Here is a 17752-nt window from a genome sequence, read left to right as displayed (position 1 = left end):
CTCCGCTCGACCGGACCCGTGTGGGCTCGCGGAAGAGGGGCGCATCATGGTCGGCGTGGCAGTGATGAACGGAGACGACATGGCAGATCCCCTGTTCCCGGCGCTGGTGGCGCCCCCGGCGAAGACCGCGTTGACCTTCGGTGAGCTGACGCTCGACTATCCCGGGCTGGCCGCCGTCGCGGGCACGCTGGCCAGAGAACTCCGCGCGAGCGAAGTGGCGCGGGTCGCCGTATGGGCCACGCCGACCCTCCATACCTCGGTGGCCGTCATCGCTTCGCTCCTGGCCGGAGTGCCCGCCGTGCCGGTCAACCCGAAGATCGGCGAACGGGAACTGGGGCACATCGTGTCCGACAGCGAGCCGGGCCTCGTGCTGACCGAACCCGGCGTCGAACTGCCACCGGCGCTGGCCGCCTTGCCGCGCAAGGACGTCCCGCTCACGGGAGCGCCCGCGGACCCGCTGGAGGAACCGGGCCCCGAAGCCCCCGCCTTGATCATCTACACCTCCGGCACCACCGGTCCGCCCAAGGGCGTGGTGCTGCCGCGCCGGGCGATCGCCGGCACTCTCGATGCGCTGGAGGACGCGTGGCAGTGGAGCGCCGACGATGTCCTCGTGCACGCGCTTCCGCTGTTCCACGTGCACGGGCTGATCCTCGGCATCCTCGGCCCGGTACGGCGAGGCGGGAGCGCCCGGCACGTGGGCCGGTTCTCCACCGAAGCGATCGCGAAGGAACTGACGGACGGCGCCACGATGATGTTCGGGGTCCCCACGATGTATCACCGGATCGCCGGTGAAGTCGACGGCAACCCGGAGCTGGCCAAGGCGTTCGGCCGGGCCCGGCTGCTCGTCTCGGGATCGGCGGCGCTGCCCGTGCACGACCACCAGCGGATCACGGCGGCGACCGGACAGCAGGTCGTCGAACGCTACGGCATGACCGAGACGCTGATGAACACCAGCGTCCGCGCCGACGGCGAACGCAAGCCGGGCGCGGTCGGAGTGCCCCTGCGCGGGGTCGAGCTGAGGCTGGTCGACGACGAGGGCGAGCCCGTCGAGGAGACCGGCGCCGTCGGCGAAATCCAGGTCCGCGGCTCCAACCTGTTCACCGAGTACCTCAACCGGCCGGATGCCACCGCCGAAGCGTTCACCGAGGGCTGGTTCCGCACCGGCGACATGGCCACTCGGGACGCGGACGGTTACGTGCGCATCGTCGGCCGCAAGGCGACGGACCTGATCAAGAGCGGCGGCTACAAGATCGGTGCGGGTGAGATCGAGAACGCGCTGCTGGAACACCCCGGGGTGGCCGAAGCGGCGGTTACCGGCGAGCCGGACCCGGATCTCGGCGAGCGGATCGTGGCGTGGATCGTGCCCGACGGCCCCGCTCCGGCCGAGCGCGAACTGGCCGATCACGTGGCACGGCTGCTGTCGCCCCACAAACGGCCGCGGGTGGTCCGGTTCCTCGATGCCTTGCCGCGGAACGAGATGGGGAAGGTGATGAAACGCGCGCTGCACCCCGGTCAGGGGTGAAGCAGGACCTTGCCCGCGCCCTGGCCCGATGTCGTCTCCAGCGCCTTGCCGGCCTGCTCGAGCGGGAATTCGTGCGTCACCAACGGCCGCGGGTCGAGAAGGCCCGCGGCGAAGGCGCGGACGGCGTGCGACCACGCCCGCGAGGGTGCGCCGAAGACGGTGTGCACCGTGACCGCGGCGCCGACCAGCTCCGCGGGCACCAGGGGCTCCGTCTCGGTGCCGGCGAGCCCGGTGAGGACCGTCCGCCCGCCACGACGCGTCAGCGACACCGCCAGCACTCCGGTGCCCGGCGCTCCGGCCGTCTCGACCACCACGTCGAAGGCGTCCGGAGCGTCTTCCGGGCGGCACCATGACGCTCCGAACCGGGACGCGAGGGCGGCCCGCTCCTTTCGCGGATCCACCACCGTCAGCTCACCCGGGCCGCCCGCGGCGAGCAACTGGGTGGCCAGCATGCCGAGCGTGCCGCCACCGACCACCGCGACCCGTTCGCCGGGCACGGCCTGTGCCTTCAGGCAGGCGTCCGCCACGCACGCCGCCGGTTCCAGCAACGCCGCTGCACGCAGGTCCGCGCCGGGAGGCAGTTCGTGCAACAGCCGGGCGGGAAGGACCAGTTCGTCCGCCCACGCACCGGGACGCGTGAAGCCGGTCTCGTCATAGCCTGCCCGGCACAGGTTCGTGTCGCCCCGGCGGCACGGAGTACAGCGCCCGCAGTTGCGAAAACCCTCTCCCACAACGGGTTTGCCGAGCAGCGACGGATCCACGCCGTCGCCGACCTCGACCACGGTGCCGGACCACTCGTGTCCCGGCGTGACCGGGTACCGCACGAACGCGCCGTCCCGCGTGCCCGCGAGCACCTCACGGTCGGACCCGCAGATCCCCGACCAGGCGACCCGGACCACGGCCTCGCCCGGTGCCGGACGTGCCGGCTCGACCGGCACCACGCGCAGCGAGCGGGGCCGTTCGATCAGCACCGCACGGCTCACACCTGTTCTCCCGCTTCCGGCACCGCGAGATCCGCCGCCGGCAACTCCGACATGACCGCGCCGGGAAGCTGGCGCGCCAAGAACTCCAGGCCGATCTCGGCCCGCCGGACGCGTTCCCGGGCCAGCGCCGTCGCCACCGGCGCCAGGTGAGTACCGCTCGGATAGATGTTCGGCGCGTTGCGCAGCCCGAACTTCAGGTAGACCGGCGCGGTCACGCGCACGATCTCCGCGATCTCCATGTGCCGCACCAGGCCGCCCTGGTCGTCGGGCGATTCGATGTAGATGTCCAGCGGGATGTCGGTCGCCGCGCGGATCGCCGCGAGTTCGCCGAGGCCGAGGTCGGTGGGCACGTTCAGGGTGTCCGCGCCGAGGCGCTGCGCGAGCCGGGCCGAAACCGGGTTCGACAGTCCCATTTGGACACTGATCTTGAATCGCAGGGAGGCCGGGAACTCGCCGGCGGCACGCAGCCGCGACGCGATGTCCAGCAGCCCGATGTCGGTGATGAGCACGCTCCGGATCCCGGCTTCGACGCTGCGCTCGATGTCTTCGAGGCAGTGCACGATCTGCTCGGTGCCGCGGGCCTGCGCGGCCAGCGCGCCCGCCCCGGACGCCAGTGACGCGGCCGAGTTGGCCCAGCCGGCCAGCGGGCGCGCGAAAAGGCTCACCTCGATGGCCGCCTCGCGTGCCGTCGCGGCCATCGCGCGCAACTCGCCGGAGGTCAGCAACATCCCACCGCTGCCCTGCGACACCCGGTGCACCCGGACGTTCCGCCGGCGGGCCTCGTCCAGCACCGCGTCGAGCACTTCCGGGCCCTCCACGCTCGGGATCTCCACCCGGCACTGCGCGCCGTCGGGGAACCGCTTCGCGGACTCCGGCAGTTCGGTGTCGGACCTCGCGAAACCGTCCGCACCAAGGAAATCCCTGAACCGCGTCACCGTGACTCCCTCATCTCTTCCAGCACCATTGGGGACCTTAGACGGGCAGGCGAGGCGCGACAACGATCCTCAGTGCCGTTGGTGAACGCGCCCAGCCGATCTCGTGGCCAGGGCTCTCCTCAGTGCTCGACTCCAGTTTTAACTGGTCGGAGCCCTGCCCCGAGATCGACTAGCTTCGGGGGCGCGTTCCGCCGGTTACTTTGCCCAGGTAACCCACGATTCGCAGACAGTCCCTTGGAGGCGTTGCTTCCAGGCGCCGTGCGGCTCCAGAGTGGCGACCCTGACGTCGTCGGGCCTGCGGTCCAGGCGCACGACCAGGTAGTCCTCGGACAGACGTTCGGCGGACCCCTCGCCCCATTCCACGATGACGGCCGAGGACTCCAGGTCGGTGTCGAGATCGAGGTCGTCGAGCTGGGCCAGGTCCCCGCCGAGGCGGTAGGCGTCCACGTGCACCAGCGACACCCCACGCTCACCGGCCGGATGGACCCGCGCGAGCACGAACGTCGGCGAGCTGACCCGTCCCGAAACGCCGAGCCCGGCCGCGATCCCCCTGGTCATCACCGTCTTACCGGCCCCGAGAGGACCATCGAGCAACACCAGGTCCCCGGCGTGAAGCCGTCGTCCCAGCGACTCGCCGAAGGCCACCGTGTCCGCTTCGGCCGGAAGCTCTATCCGCTCAACCAACGCCAAATCCTTCGTGACGAACTCATGCTGTCGACCCCGGCGCAGCGCTGCAGCAGATCTATCAGATGGCTGTTGACCAGCTCCGGCTGTTCCAGGTGCACCATATGCCCGGCCCCGCGCACGCGCGCGAGCTCGGCGTCCGGCAGCTCCACGGCGATGCGCTCGGCATGCGAAAACGGCGTGAACCGGTCGGAGTCGCCGCCCACCACCAGCACGTGAGCGTGCTTCAGCCCGGCCAGCGCCGCGTACCGGTTGTGGCTGCCCAGGGTGCCGACGAAGTTGACCAGCCCGCGGACCGGGGTCACCGCCAGCATCTCCATCAACAGGTCCACCACCGGTGAGGGCACCGGCCGCGGCCCGAACGCCAGCCATCGCACCGCTTGCCGGGTCAGTTGGCCGCCCGCCGCGCGCACCAGCTCCACCAGGCCCGGCTGCCAGCCGGCGAGGCCACCCACGCCCCGGGTCACCGGGTTGTACTTGGACAGCAACCCGCGCGGCAGGCCCTTGCGGCCCACCTCGCCCGCCGCCGTCGCGATCAGCGCCACCCCGCGCACCCGTTCGTCGAAGAGCTCCGGGTTGTGCTGGGCCAGCTCCATGATCACCATGCCGCCCATCGAATGACCCATCAGGACGATCGGCCCGTCGGGCACCACCGTGCGCAGCACGGTGTCGAGATCCCGGGCGAGCTGTTCGATGGTGCTGGTCTCCTCGTTCGCGGCGCCCGAAAGTCCGTGCCCGCGATGGTCGTAATACACCTGCCGTACCCGCGGCAGGGACAGCGCGGCGAAGTCCCTGCGCTGGAAATGCCAGCTCCGCTGGGAGAGCGCGAACCCGTGCACGCCGACGACGGTGAGCTCGGCCTTCCCCTCGGCGGGCTCGATCTCGGAAACGCAGAGCGGGGTGCCGTCCTCCGCGGCGACCGTCGACGACCGGTCGGGGGCGAGGTCACCCAGCCGCTCGCCGGTCTGGCTCTCGGCGGCCCGTCGCTGCTGCGCCGTGACCGCGATCGCCGCCGCTGCCGTGCCGGTGGCCAGCGCGGCCGCTCCGCCGACGAGCGCGAGCAGCCGGGGCGATGCCCTCACCTGAGCACCCCCGGACCTCGTCTGAGCTGGAGCAATGAATGTTTACTACGGACTAGCAGCGTCAAATCGACGGCCGGACGAAAAGCGTGTCCGGCCGCGTGCAGCTGCCTCCGGCGGACAACTCCTGCCATGAACGAATGCCGCTGCCGCCTCCGGCCGAGTAAACATTCATTGCTCCCAATCAACGCGCGACCGGAGTCGATCATGGGGTCTCCTGGAGGTATCGGCGCTCGATCCGGGGCCGGTACATGCCGGTCACGATCTCGTAGTCGATGGTGCCCAGGGTGTCGGCCCATTCGCGCGCGGTCGGCTCGCCCTGGGTACCGGGGCCGAACAGGATCACTTCGGCTCCGACGGCGGGTTCGTCGTCACCGCAGTCGACGACGATCTGGTCCATGCACACCCGGCCGGCCACCGCACGGCGCGAGCCGCCCAGCCACACACTCATCCGCCCCGAAAGCGTCCGTGGCACGCCATCGGCGTAGCCGACCGGCACGAGAGCGAGCGTGGTGTCACGCGGTGCCGTCCACGTGTGCCCGTAGGAGACCGACTCGCCCGCTTCGATCCGTTTGGTCAGCGCCACGCTGGACCGGAAGGTCATCGCCGGGCGCAGGTTTTCCGGCTGGGGCACCGGATTGAGACCGTAGGTCGCGATCCCGGGCCGCACCAGGTCGAAATGCAGGTCCGGCCGGGTCAGGGTGGCCGCGGAGTTCGCGATGTGCCGCAACGGCTCCAGGCCGGCCTCACGCGCGATCTCGTACGCGGTGTCGAACCGCCGTGCCTGGTCGTCGATGGACGGGTGACCGGGTTCGTCCGCGCACGCCAGGTGCGACCAGACCGCGACGACCTCCACCGCGGTCTCTTCCGACGCAGCCTTGACCAGTTCGGGCCAGGCGTAGGCGGGACAACCGTTGCGGGACAGGCCGGTGTCGATCTTGAGGTGCACCCGCGCGCGTTTGCCCGCGCGCAGCGCCGCCTCCGCGATCCGGCCGAGTTCGCCCTCCGAACTCACCGACAGGTCCACTCCCTGCCCGACACCCGCACTGAAGTCGGTGCCGGGCAGGTCCAGCCAGCTCAACACGGGGGCGGTGATCCCGGCGGCGCGCAGCGCGAGCGCTTCGGCCAGCGAGGCCACACCCAGCCAGCTCGCGCCCGCTTCCAACGCCGCCCTCGCCACCGGCGCCGCGCCGTGGCCATAGCCATCGGCCTTCACGACGGTCATCACGGCAGCGCCCGTCGCCCTGCCCGCGAGCAGGGCGACGTTGTGCCGGACGGCATCGAGGTCGACCACGACCTCCGCACGGGGAAGCCCAGGAGTCATCACGAGCGATTGTCCCATTCGCCGCGACGACCGCTTTCCCCAGCCGCTCAGCGCCTGGTAATGAACGCGCCGGACCTTCGGAAGGCGCGTTCGGCAGGTCACTTTCCCAGGTAACTTGCGATTCGGAGATAGTTCCTCAGCCCAGGCGGAGACCCGAAGCGGCGGAGAACACGTGCAGTTCGTCGGGACGGACGTTCAGCCGGAGCGTGTCGCCCATCGTGGGCGCCTGGCGCGGGTCCACCCTGGCGACGACCGAGTTGCCCTCGGCCTTGCCGTCCTGCGCGATCTTGCCGTAGACGTAGGCGTCCGAGCCCAGTTCCTCGACCAGGTCGACCTTGATCGCGAGACCGCCGTCGGAGGCCGGCTCGAGTGACTCGGGCCGGAAGCCGAGCGTGACCTCGCCGCCGTCCGCGGCCGCGACGACCTCACGGGACAGCGGGACGGTGAGACCACCCAGCTTCGCACCGGCGCCGTCGAGGTGGGCCGGGGCGAGGTTCATCGCCGGCGAACCGATGAATCCGGCGACGAAGACGTTCGCGGGCCGGTCGTAGAGCGCACGGGGCGTGTCGCACTGCTGGAGCAGACCGTCCTTGAGCACCGCGACGCGGTCGCCCATGGTCATGGCCTCGATCTGGTCGTGCGTGACGTAGACGGTGGTGGTGCCCAGACGACGCTGCAACGCGGCGATCTGGGTACGGGTGGACACCCGCAGCTTGGCGTCCAAATTGGACAGTGGCTCGTCCATCAGGAAGACCTGCGGCTCACGCACGATCGCCCGGCCCATCGCGACCCGCTGCCGCTGCCCACCGGAAAGCGCTTTCGGCTTGCGGTCGAGGTACTCCTCGAGGTCCAGCAGCTTCGCGGCCTCGGCGACCCGCTGCTTGATCTCGTGCTTCGGCTTGCCCGCGATCTTGAGCGCGAAGCCCATGTTCTGCCCGACCGTCATGTGCGGGTAGAGCGCGTAGTTCTGGAACACCATCGCGATGTCCCGCGACCGCGGCGGCAGGTGGGTGACGTCGCGGTCGCCGATCCACACGGCGCCGTCGTCCACGTCCTCCAGGCCGGCCAGCATCCGCAGGCTGGTCGACTTGCCGCAGCCCGACGGTCCCACCAGGACCAGGAACTCGCCGTCGGCGATCTCCAGGTTGAGCGCGTCGACCGCGGCGCGATCGGCGCCGGGGTAACGGCGCGTGGCCTTGTCGTAGGTGATCGTGGCCATCAGGTGTCCTCTCATTTATGGGGTGATACTTGGTGCACAAGCTCGCGCAGCTGGAGATGGCGCTGCCGGATCTCTTCGCCTCCGAAAGCGCTTTCTTCCAGCACCACCTGGGTTTTCACCGTCCAGGCGGGTGGTTCGGTGGTCTCACGCAACGCCCACGCGGCCTGCCGCGCCGCGCCGAGCGCGACGTGTTCCGCGGGTTCCGGCACCGCCACCGGCAGGCCGAACACGATGGGCGCGACGGCCCGGACCGCTTCGGACTGCGCGGCGCCGCCGATCAGCAGCACCCGCCGCGCGGTGACGCCCTGCGCCTGCACGGCGTCCAGCCCGGCGGCCAGGCCGCACAGCATGCCCTCGACCGCGGCCCTGGCCAGGTTTTCCGGCGTCATGTTCGACCGCCGCATTCCGTGCAGGGAACCGGCGGCGTCGGGCAGATTGGGGGTCCGCTCGCCGTCGAGGTACGGCAGCAGGGCCAGGCCACCGGCACCCGGTTCCGCGGCGAGCGCGAGCCGGTCGAGACCGGCCAGGTCGACACCGAGCATGGCGGCGGTGGCGGTCAGCACCCGGGCGGCATTGAGGGTGCAGGCCAGCGGCAGGAACCGGCCCGTCGCATCGGCGAAACCGGCGACCTCACCGCTCGGGTCCGCCGCCGGGACCTCGGACACCCCGAACACCGTGCCGCTGGTGCCGAGCGACACGACGACGTCACCTTCGGCGAGTCCCAACGCCAGGGCCGCGGCCATGTTGTCGCCGGTACCTGCGGAGACCAGGGCGCCGGAGAGCGTCCTGCCCGCTCGCTCGGCCGGGCCCAGCACCCGGGGAAGGGCCGGACTCCGGCCACCGAACGCACGCTCCAGGATGTCCTGGCGGTACGCGTTGGTCGCCGGGGAAAAGTAGCCGGTGCCGGAGGCGTCTCCACGGTCGGTGACCGCTTCCCCGGTCAGGCGCCAGGTGAGCCAGTCGTGCGGCAGCATCACCCGGGTGACGCGGTCGGCGAGTTCGGGCTCGTGCTCGGCCATCCAGCGCAACTTCGTCACGGTGAAGCTCGCCACCGGCACCGAACCGACCGCCTGGGCCCACGTTCCCGGACCGCCGAGCTCGGCCACCAGCGCTTCGGCGGCCTTGGCCGAGCGGGTGTCGTTCCACAGCAACGCGGGCCGCACGACCTCGCCCGCCTCGTCGAGCGTGACCATGCCGTGCTGCTGCCCACCGACACCGATCGCTTCGACGCCGTCGAGGATTCCCTCGGCCGCGTCGGTGAACGCCTGCCACCACAGTCGCGGATCGACCTCGGTGGCATCGGGATGCGCGGCGCGACCGGTGCGCACGACCGCCCCGGTTTCCGCGTCGCACACCAGGATCTTCGTGGACTGGGTCGACGAGTCGACTCCGGCCACCAGCGGTGCTGTCGTCATGCCCAGGGCCCTCCGTGCGGTTCTCGCTGCGGTTCGACGGGAGAAGCGGGTGCGGGCCGCTTGCCGAGGCGGACCTTGGTGTCCATCGCGGCGAGTTCGTCGGCGGGCGCGTCCTCGTCGGTGATCACCAGGTCGTAGTCGTCCACCTCGCCGTAGGCGTAGGTCGCGGTCCTGCCGAACTTGGAGTGATCCACCACGAGCACGTTGCGGTCGGCCACGCGCAGTGCCGTGGTCTTCAGCTCCGCGTACTCGCGGTCGGGGTGATACAGCCGCCCGCCCAGGACCGCGGCGGCGGAGGAGAACGCGATGTCGGCTCGCATCCGGCCGAGGGAAGCGACGGTGTCCGGGCCGACACACGAGTCGAACTCCGTGTAACGACCACCGAGCAGGAGCACTTCGATGTCGGGCTTCTCACCGAGAATCCTCGCGGCCTGCAAGGAATTGGTGATCACCACCAGCGGCCCGGTCAGCCTGCGGGCCAGGGGAAGCAGCGTGGTCGAATCGTCGAGGAAGATCGTCTGACCCGCTTCGACCTCCCGGATCGCGACCTCCGCCAGCGCTTCCTTCCACTCGACGTTCAAGGACTGGCGGAACCGCTTGGCGGTCTCCATCGTCAGCGCCGGATATGCCTCGACACGCCCCCTGAGCTTGCGCAGCAGCTGCCGCTCGGCGAGATCGTCGAGGTCGCGGTGCATGGTCATCAGGCTGACGCGGAACCGCTCGGTCAACTCGTCGATGCGCGCCTGACCGTGCTCGACGACATGACGCAGGATCGCTTGCCTGCGCTGCTCGACTTCGGCGTCGGACGGGCGGGGCACGACTACACCCGCTCCGTGGGCGGGCACACGATCTCAAGCAGCGTCATCAAGTCCTCCGGATCACTTCCTACCAGAGAACGGCCGCTGAGTTAACACGTAACTCGATATCTTTAGGTTTTCCTTGATAACAGTCGCCGGAGCGCCACCGGGATCGTGAAAAGTACACCCGACGCGGACGTCGGCACTCCCCTCGCCGAGAGGTCCGCCGCGAGCGAATGCACGTAGGTGGCCGCGCCCGCGGCCAGCCACGGGTCCAGGCCGGAGGCCAGCAGCGCGCCGATCATGCCCGACAGCACGTCTCCCGAACCGGCCGTGGCCAGCCACGACCCGTGCGCGACGTTCACCAGCACCCGGCCGTCGGGCGCCGCGATGACCGTGGTGTGCCCCTTCAGCAGCACGACGGCGTCGAACTTCCGCGCCGCCTCCCGGACCGCGGCCACCCGGTCGGGACCGGGTTCACCGCCGGTCAGCCGGGCGAATTCGCCGGCGTGCGGGGTGAGCACCAGGGGTGTGCCGGGGTCCCGCGCGTCGAGCACGTCGGGCCGGTTCGCCATCAACGTGGTGGCGTCCGCGTCGGCGCACACCGGCACGCCCGCCGCGAGCACCTGCTCCAAGACCCCGCGACCCTCGTGACCAGTGCCGATCCCGGGACCGGCCACCCACGCCTGTACCCGCCCGGCGTCGGTCACCGAACCGGTCGCGACGACCTCGGGCCACGCGGCACGCACCGCGTCCGCCGCGGGGCCCGCGTAACGCACCATGCCCGACGTCGCGCGTACGGCGGCACCCGAAGCGAGCACCGCGGCGCCCGGATACGCCGGAGATCCGGCCGCGATCCCCACGACACCCTGGCTGTACTTGTTGTCGTCCGGGCCGGGCAGCGGCCACAGCCGGCCGACATCGGCGGCCTCGATCAGCCGAAGGTCCGGATCGGTGAGTTCGAGACCGATGTCGACCAGTACGACCTCACCGCAGTGCCGCGGGTTGAGCACGTGCACCGGCTTCCGCGCGCCGAAGGTGACCGTCCTGGCCGCCGTGATCGCCGGCCCGGAAACGCTGCCGTTGTCCGGATCGACGCCGCTGGGCAGGTCCACCGACAACACCGGCGCGGCGATGTGCGCGGCCAGCCCGGCGGCCTCCTTCCGCAGCGGTCCTCGCGCGCCCAGCCCGACGATGCCGTCGATCACCAGGTCGGCGGTGACGATCCGGCTCGGCCCGTCCTCGGCGGTGACGACCCGGCCGCCCGCCTTCCGCAACGCGGCCAGCCCGGCGGGATGCGCCTGGTCGGGGTTGAGCAGCACGGCCGTGACCGCCACCCCGCGACGCCGCAGGAACGCGCCCGCCCACAGCGCGTCACCGCCGTTGTTCCCGGCACCGACCAGGAGCACGACTCGGCGTCCTCGTACGCGGTCCCCGAGCATGCGGGCGGCCTGCACCGCGACACCGAACGCCGCCCGGCGCATGAGGGCACCCTCTTCGGTGACGGCGAGCAGCCGCTCCTCCGCGGCCCGGATCCGTTCCGTGGTCCAGATTCCCTGCACGTGCGCCTGTCTACTCCACGGTCACCGACTTCGCCAGATTGCGCGGCTTGTCCACGTCGTAACCACGCTCGCGAGCGATTTCCGCGGCGAGCACCTGGAGCGGCACGGTGGACACCAACGGCTGCAACAGCGTCGGCACCGCGGGCACTTCGACCAGTTCGTCGGCGAACGGGCGCACCGTGTCGTCACCCTCCTCCGCGATCACGATCGTCCGGGCGCCGCGGGCCTGGATCTCGCTGATGTTGGACACGAGCTTGGCGTGCAGCACCGCCCGGCCCTTGGGTGAGGGCATCACCACAACTACCGGGAGACCGCTCTCGATCAACGCGATGGGCCCGTGCTTGAGCTCACCGGCCGCGAAGCCCTCCGCGTGCATGTACGCGAGTTCCTTGAGCTTGAGCGCGCCTTCCAGCGCGACCGGGAAGCCGACGTGCCGCCCGAGGAACAGCACGGCCTTCGACCCGGCGATCTGCCTGCCCAGGTCGCGCACCTGGTCCACAGTGGACAAAACCTTGCGCACGGCCGCGGGCATCGCCTCCAGTTCGGCGAACTCGCGCGCCACCTCGTCCGGGTACTTCGTGCCCCTGGCCTGCGCCAGGGCGAGGCCGACCAGATAGTTCGCCGCGATCTGAGCCAGGAACGCCTTGGTCGACGCGACACCGATCTCCGGCCCCGCGTGGGTGTAGAGCACGGCATCCGACTCGCGCGGAATCTGCGCGCCGTTGGTGTTGCACACGGCGAGCACCCTGGCCTTCTGCTCGCGGGCGTGCCGGACCGCTTCCAGCGTGTCCGCGGTCTCCCCGGACTGGGACACCGCGACCACCAGCGTGTCACGGTCGAGCACCGGGTCGCGATAGCGGAACTCGCTGGCCAACTCCACCTCCACCGGAAGCCGCGTCCAGTGCTCGATGGCGTACTTGGCGACCAGGCCCGAGTGGTAGGCCGACCCGCAGGCGACCACGAACACCTTGTCCACTTCCCGCAGGTCCTGCTCGGCCATGCGCTGCTCGTCCAGCACCACCCGGCCGTCGGCGAAGTGCCCGCGCAGTGTGTTCGCCAGCGCCTCGGGCTGTTCCTCGATCTCCTTGAGCATGAAGTACTCGTGGCCACCCTTCTCCGCGGCGGAGAGGTCCCAGTCCACGGTGAACGGCTTGGCCTGGGCGGGTTCGCCCCGGAAATCGGTCACGTCATAGCCGTCGCGGCCGATCACCACGACCTGGTCCTGGCCGAGTTCCACCGCTTCGCGCGTGTGCTCGATGAAGGCCGCCACGTCGGAGGCGACGAACGTTTCGCCCTCACCGACCCCGACCACGAGCGGGGACGACCGGCGCGCGGCCACGATCCGGCCCGGCTCGCCCGCGTGGGAAACGACCAGCGTGAACGCCCCTTCGAGGCGGCGGCACACCGAGCGGACGCTGGCCGGAAGGTCTCCCGCCGTCGGCCCGTCGTCGTACGCGCGGGCGATGAGATGGGCGGCGACCTCGGTGTCGGTGTCGCTCGTCATCTCGACCCCGGCCTCTTCCAGCTCGGCCCGCAGGGTGGCGAAGTTCTCGATGATCCCGTTGTGCACCACGGCGACGCGCTGCGACGAGTCCCGGTGGGGGTGTGAGTTCCGGTCGACCGGAGCGCCGTGCGTCGCCCAGCGCGTGTGCCCCATGCCCGCCGTGCCGGTGAACCTCCCGGGTTCGTGCCGGTCCGCCAGTCCGAGTTCGCTCTCCAGGTTCGCCAGCCGGCCCGCCTTGCGCTCGACGGTCAGCGCACCGCTGCCGTCCAGCACCGCGACACCCGCCGAGTCGTAGCCACGGTATTCCATCCGCCGCAAACCGCCCAGCACGACATCGAGTGCCTGCCGGTGGCCCACGTATCCCACGATTCCGCACACGCCCGGCAGAGTACTGGGACGCGAGCCGGACGGCTTGACGCGTAAGCTCTCGCCATGGCCAGCAAGCCCAAAGCGCTGCTCGACGAGCTGACTCATCCCGGCCCGCACGACGTGCTGCGCGGCAACCTCGCGCTGGCCGGGCTCCCCGGAGTCGTCTTCACCCCCGCCCGCGGCCTGAACCTGCCTGCCATCGCGTTCGGCCACGGCTGGCTCCAGCCGACGGGCCGCTACCACGGCCTGCTGCATCACCTGGCGAGCTGGGGCATCGTCGCCGCGGCGCCCGCGACGCAACGCGGGCCGCTGCCCTCGCACCGGATCTTCGCCGCCGACCTGTGCACCACGCTCGACCTCGTCAGCGGCGTGCGGCTCGGCCCGGGCGCCATCAGCGTCGACCCGTCGAAGTTCGGCCTGGCCGGGCACTCGACCGGCGGTGGCGCCGCCGTTCTCGCGGCGGCGACCGGGAAACCCGCGGTCAAGGCGGTCGCCACGTTCGCGGCCGCACAGACCATCCCGTCCGCCACCGAAGCCGCCCGCAAGGTCACCGTTCCCGGGCTTCATCTCGCCGCGGAGGGCGACCTCGTCGCGCCCGCGGCGGGCAACGCCGAGGCGATCGCGAAAGCCTGGGCCGGTCCGGTCCAGCTCCGGACACTGGGCCGCTCGTCACACCTCGCGGTGACCGAAGGCCGCCACTGGAGCCAGCGCCTGCTGCACGGCAAGCCGCATTACGGTACCCAGCGCCTGGTGCGCGGGCTGTTCACCGCGTTCTTCCTCACCCATCTCGCGGGCACCGGCAAGTACCAGCCGCTGCTCGACACCGGGATCAAGCGGGCGTCGATCGAATTCGACCCGAGCCTCGAAGCCGCCTGAGATCACCCGTCCGTTCGGGGTTCCTCGCCGAGAACGTGCCCGCGGTCACCGAAGCCGCTTCCAGATGTAGTGGTGGAACTTCGTTTCACCGTAAGGGGCGCTACCGTAGGAAGCACCGAGGGAGATCTTCGAGAAAGACCCGGCGATGGTCGAGGTCGCGGCCACGAGCTCCCAGCCGGCGTCGGCCATCTTGGCGAGGTGGGCGTTGACCGTGTCGTCGAACCCCTTGATTTTCCCGGCTGCCGCCATTTCGCCGGCCGCCGCGAGGGACGTCTGCCGGTACTGCCATTCGCTCATCGCCGAAGTGTATGGGGCGGCAGCGTACGGGCCGTTCGATCCGGAGGGCGACCGTGCCAGGAACTCGGCCCCCACCCGGGGCTTCCTGCCGCGCCAGGGCATCAGTCCAGCCAGTTGGTAGTGGAGAAGTCCTCATCGTCGTCGACGTCGTCGCGGCGACGACGTCGACGGGGAAGCGGCGCGGCGGTGGATTCCGTGCGATCGGCGGCCCCGGCGAACGGCACCTCCACCGGCCGGTGATCCTCCTCCACCTCGAAACCCATCACGTTTTCGTTGTCCGACAAGGTTTTTCCGGTCGCCCAGCCGCCCGCTTCCTTCTCGCGCCTGGCCAGTTCTTCCATGTGCCCGGCATAGCGGACGGCCGCGTCGACCTCCTTGCGGAACGCGGCCTTGGCCTTCGCCTCGGTTTCGATCAGCTTGCGTTCGGTGAGTTCGCGCCGCTCGTGCTGCTCACGCGCCGCGGACTCGATCGCTTCGACCGCCCGGCGAAGCCGCTCCTGGGCGCTCAAAACCGGACCTCGCGATCGTCGTCGTCCAGCGAACCGCTGATCCGGCCACCGGCGCCGTTGGTGTCGAAGATGCCCCCGTCCACTCGGTAGGCCCGCGCGGAGCGCTCCGGTTCCTCACCGAGGTCGGCGAAGCCCAGCATTCCGCCCATCGCCGGGCTCATACCGCCACCGCCGAAGCCACTCCCGCCGATCGCGGCCCGATGGTCCACCGGGGCCTGCTGGCCCGAGATCGGCTCCGGCGCCACGCCGACCGCGGCTTCGACCGGCTGGGGAAGGAAAAGACCAGCCTGCGCGCCACCCTCCAACGCCCCGGCGTCGCCCAGGGTTCCGCTGACGATTCCCGCCCCGCTCGGCACATCGGCGGCGCACCCGTCGATGAAACTCGCCGCCGTCGTCCGCTGGTCCGCGTCGGCCCCTTCCGGTGCGGGCGGAGTGTCCATTTCGGACGAAGATCCGTCCACTTCGGACGCTTGGGTTCCGGAGGCGGTGGCGTGGTCGATGTCGATCCCTCCCGGCGCCGTGAAACCGCTGGCCTGCGGGGTGCCCGGAACGGCCTGGTGCGCCCCGGCCTCCGCGGTCGGCGGCTGCTCCTCCTGCGGGCCGTGGACATCCCGGCCCAGAGTGTAGGTGGCCGGCCTGCCGGTGCCGTCGTCGACGGTGACGGCGGTGGCGGAATCCGGCCCCGACGGCCGTTCCGCGGTGATCGTCAGGCCACCGTCCTGGATGTGGATCTTGCCGTCGGGTCCCGGCGTGTACACCTTTTCCCCGGACGGCGAGGCCACCACGCCCGCGGTGTCCTGACCGGGTCCGCCGTCCCAGTCCAGCTTGAAGTCCCGCGTGCCACCGTGGCCGTCGTCGATCTTGATCTCCATCGTGCCGTCCTTGGCCGGCTCGGACATCTCGATCTCGTTGTCGCCCTGTCGCACGGTCAGCCTTTCCGGATGCCCCGCGTCCTTGACCGCCTGCCCGGTCGCCGGATCGATGGGGTACGGCTGCCCGGTGGCCGGATCGATCTCCAGAGGCTTGCCCGTGAACGGGTTCGTGCCCTCGCCGGACTCCTTCTTCACCGCTTCGGCGACCGTCGCGGGGTCCTCAGTGCCCTCCGCGGACGGCGGGGGTACCGAGGGCATCGCGGAACCACCGCCCGAGCCGTTGGCCGCGGGCAGGGAGCCACTGCCGGAACCGTTGGCGGCAGGCGTGACACCGCCGCCACCCCCGGTCCGCGCGGGTGGGGTCGCCTGGCCGGTCGCCGCCGGTTCGGTGAATTCGTTGTGGTAGCCGTTCAGATAGCCGGTCAGCGCGTCCCACTGCTGTTCGATCGTCGACTGCGCGGTTTCGCAGTAACCGTTGAACGCGTCGAGTAACCCCTGGAACTCGGGAGTGAACGAACCGGCGACCCATTTGGCGCACAGATCGTAGGCATAGTCCCGGTTTTCGTCGTTCAGTGCGCAGTCGTCGCTCTGCAACCGTGCGGAGAGGTCGCTGCCGCAGACACTGTCCACCCAACCCGCGACATCGAGCAGATCGCTCTTCTTGTCCGTCTCCTTACGAGCGATCTTGACGACCTTGTTCGCCATTTCCAGCGGCGCGTGCGCGACCGTCGTCCGGTACAGGCCGAGGACCGAGTCGACCTTGGTCACCACCGCGTCGAACACCGCGCTGGTGACCTGCGGAACGAGCTTGGCCGCGCCGTCGATGTGCTCCTGCAGTTTCCGGTGCTCCGGCTCGATCTTCTCCTCGAACTTCACCCGCGCCGCGGTCGCGCCCTCGCCCTTCCATTCGGTGAAGAGCGTGTTCAGTTCGGTCTTGGCGGTACCGATCGTCTCGTCGTTGACCTTGTGCGCGGCGGTCAGGTCCTCGGTGTCGGCGAGCAGTTTGGCGAAATCGATGTTCCGGTCCCGGTTGTACCGGCCCCAGATCTCCTTCATGTAGTCCAGCGTTCCGCCGGAAGGACGCTTGTTCCAAATCTGGTCGATCCACTGGCAGAAGAAATCGCAGGCAGGCCTTCCCAGGTCCAGCACGTCATTCGAATTCCGCGTGCCCGTTCCCCCGGAAGCGGGCGGACTCAACGCGGCAAGGGCCGCGGAAGCCTTGTCCTTCGCGTCGGTGCCCTGTTTCTCCTCCGCGCGTCCGGCGTCCATGTCGGCCTTGGCATCGTCATAGGCGCTTTGCAGCCCGTGATCGCCGAACCCGGGTTTCCAACCGGAGTTGTCACCTTCCGCGTATCCCTCGAGGTACTTCTTCGCGTACTCTTCCTGCTCGTCATTGAAGTTGAAGGTGTCCCGGTCGTAGGCGTCCATCATGCGGTTCTTCTTGTCCGCCGGGACGTAGGGACTGTCGAGGACAGCCTTGATCTCTTCCCAGGACGGCATCAGGCACCGGCCTGCCGGGTCTCGGCCGACATGCCACTCTCCGCCGCGTCATAGGCCTTACCGGCGCCGCCGATACCGTCGGCCAGGTTGGTCAACGCGGCGGAAAACCCTTTCATGGCCGCGGCGATCTCGTCGAATCCGGCGCGGTAAACATCGAAATGCGCCTGGTGCCCGTCGCCGAAATCCTGCGCGGTCATTTTCGAGGGCGCCACTTTCGACGCTTCCGACGCCGGATCGTCCGCGGCCTGCTCCAGACGCGCCTGCGCGCGCATCATCGCTTCACCGCTCGTCGCGTAACCACCGGG

General features: G+C 70.2%; 16 protein-coding genes. 2 read left to right on the top strand and 14 right to left on the bottom strand.

Features of this window, described 5'->3' with window-relative positions; all coding sequences use genetic code 11:
• Window positions 1-79 precede the first annotated feature (79 nt).
• Window positions 80-1522: an acyl-CoA synthetase gene (locus tag ACFSXZ_RS38985; RefSeq protein ID WP_378271351.1), complete on the top strand. Its 1443-nt coding sequence runs from the start codon at window positions 80-82 to the stop codon at window positions 1520-1522.
• Here ACFSXZ_RS38985 and ACFSXZ_RS38980 read toward each other — a convergent pair.
• From ACFSXZ_RS38980 to glmS, 10 genes are all read right to left on the bottom strand, one after another.
• Window positions 1513-2505, bottom strand: coding sequence for a zinc-dependent alcohol dehydrogenase (locus ACFSXZ_RS38980; protein ID WP_378271349.1), 993 nt, complete (start codon window positions 2503-2505; stop codon window positions 1513-1515). The genes ACFSXZ_RS38985 and ACFSXZ_RS38980 overlap by 10 nt on opposite strands.
• Window positions 2502-3440 carry a U32 family peptidase gene (locus ACFSXZ_RS38975; protein WP_378271347.1) on the bottom strand — a complete coding sequence of 313 codons (939 nt, stop codon included), beginning with the start codon at window positions 3438-3440 and terminating at the stop codon, window positions 2502-2504. The genes ACFSXZ_RS38980 and ACFSXZ_RS38975 overlap by 4 nt, the downstream gene beginning before the upstream one ends.
• Window positions 3441-3635: 195 nt before the next feature.
• On the bottom strand, window positions 3636-4124 hold the full coding sequence (tsaE, locus tag ACFSXZ_RS38970) for a tRNA (adenosine(37)-N6)-threonylcarbamoyltransferase complex ATPase subunit type 1 TsaE (protein WP_378271345.1): 489 nt from the start codon (window positions 4122-4124) through the stop codon (window positions 3636-3638).
• Window positions 4109-5206 carry an alpha/beta fold hydrolase gene (locus ACFSXZ_RS38965; protein WP_378271344.1) on the bottom strand — a complete coding sequence of 366 codons (1098 nt, stop codon included), beginning with the start codon at window positions 5204-5206 and terminating at the stop codon, window positions 4109-4111. The genes tsaE and ACFSXZ_RS38965 overlap by 16 nt, the downstream gene beginning before the upstream one ends.
• A 202-nt stretch (window positions 5207-5408) precedes the next feature.
• The gene (gene alr, locus ACFSXZ_RS38960; RefSeq protein WP_378271343.1) at window positions 5409-6527 is read right to left on the bottom strand and encodes an alanine racemase; all 1119 of its coding nucleotides are present in this window, start codon (window positions 6525-6527) and stop codon (window positions 5409-5411) included.
• A 136-nt stretch (window positions 6528-6663) separates the two neighbouring features.
• Window positions 6664-7746 (bottom strand): ABC transporter ATP-binding protein, encoded by a 1083-nt coding sequence (locus ACFSXZ_RS38955; protein ID WP_378271342.1) that lies wholly within the window; start codon window positions 7744-7746, stop codon window positions 6664-6666.
• An 11-nt stretch (window positions 7747-7757) separates the two neighbouring features.
• Complete coding sequence (xylB, locus tag ACFSXZ_RS38950; protein ID WP_378271341.1) at window positions 7758-9161, bottom strand: xylulokinase; 1404 nt, start codon at window positions 9159-9161, stop codon at window positions 7758-7760.
• Complete coding sequence (locus ACFSXZ_RS38945; RefSeq protein WP_378271339.1) at window positions 9158-9979, bottom strand: DeoR/GlpR family DNA-binding transcription regulator; 822 nt, start codon at window positions 9977-9979, stop codon at window positions 9158-9160. The genes xylB and ACFSXZ_RS38945 overlap by 4 nt, the downstream gene beginning before the upstream one ends.
• A gap of 110 nt (window positions 9980-10089) precedes the next feature.
• Window positions 10090-11520: an NAD(P)H-hydrate dehydratase gene (locus ACFSXZ_RS38940; protein ID WP_378271337.1), complete on the bottom strand. Its 1431-nt coding sequence runs from the start codon at window positions 11518-11520 to the stop codon at window positions 10090-10092.
• Between the two features lie 10 nt (window positions 11521-11530).
• On the bottom strand, window positions 11531-13402 hold the full coding sequence (gene glmS, locus ACFSXZ_RS38935; protein WP_378271336.1) for a glutamine--fructose-6-phosphate transaminase (isomerizing): 1872 nt from the start codon (window positions 13400-13402) through the stop codon (window positions 11531-11533).
• A gap of 54 nt (window positions 13403-13456) precedes the next feature.
• Between glmS and ACFSXZ_RS38930 the strand changes: the two genes are divergently transcribed.
• On the top strand, window positions 13457-14269 hold the full coding sequence (locus tag ACFSXZ_RS38930) for a dienelactone hydrolase family protein (RefSeq protein WP_378271334.1): 813 nt from the start codon (window positions 13457-13459) through the stop codon (window positions 14267-14269).
• A gap of 45 nt (window positions 14270-14314) precedes the next feature.
• On the opposite strand, the gene ACFSXZ_RS38925 is transcribed toward ACFSXZ_RS38930, so the two are convergent.
• The 4 genes from ACFSXZ_RS38925 to ACFSXZ_RS38910 form a co-directional block, all read right to left on the bottom strand.
• Entirely contained in the window at window positions 14315-14566 is a 252-nt protein-coding gene (locus ACFSXZ_RS38925; RefSeq protein WP_378271332.1) for a hypothetical protein, read from the bottom strand.
• 101 nt (window positions 14567-14667) lie between these two features.
• Entirely contained in the window at window positions 14668-15075 is a 408-nt protein-coding gene (locus ACFSXZ_RS38920) for a hypothetical protein (protein ID WP_378271330.1), read from the bottom strand.
• Entirely contained in the window at window positions 15072-17447 is a 2376-nt protein-coding gene (locus ACFSXZ_RS38915) for a hypothetical protein (protein WP_378271328.1), read from the bottom strand. The genes ACFSXZ_RS38920 and ACFSXZ_RS38915 overlap by 4 nt, the downstream gene beginning before the upstream one ends.
• Window positions 17447-17722, bottom strand: a complete 276-nt coding sequence (locus ACFSXZ_RS38910) for a hypothetical protein (RefSeq protein WP_378271326.1) — start codon at window positions 17720-17722, stop codon at window positions 17447-17449. Before ACFSXZ_RS38910 ends, ACFSXZ_RS38915 begins: the two co-directional genes overlap by 1 nt.
• Between the last annotated feature and the right edge of the window lie 30 nt (window positions 17723-17752).

This window comes from Amycolatopsis pigmentata, from assembly GCF_042684065.1.
Classification (GTDB): Bacteria; Actinomycetota; Actinomycetes; order Mycobacteriales; family Pseudonocardiaceae; genus Amycolatopsis_E; species Amycolatopsis_E pigmentata.
Note: the sequence above shows the minus strand (reverse complement) of the source record. Positions and strands in the feature narration are given on the sequence as shown.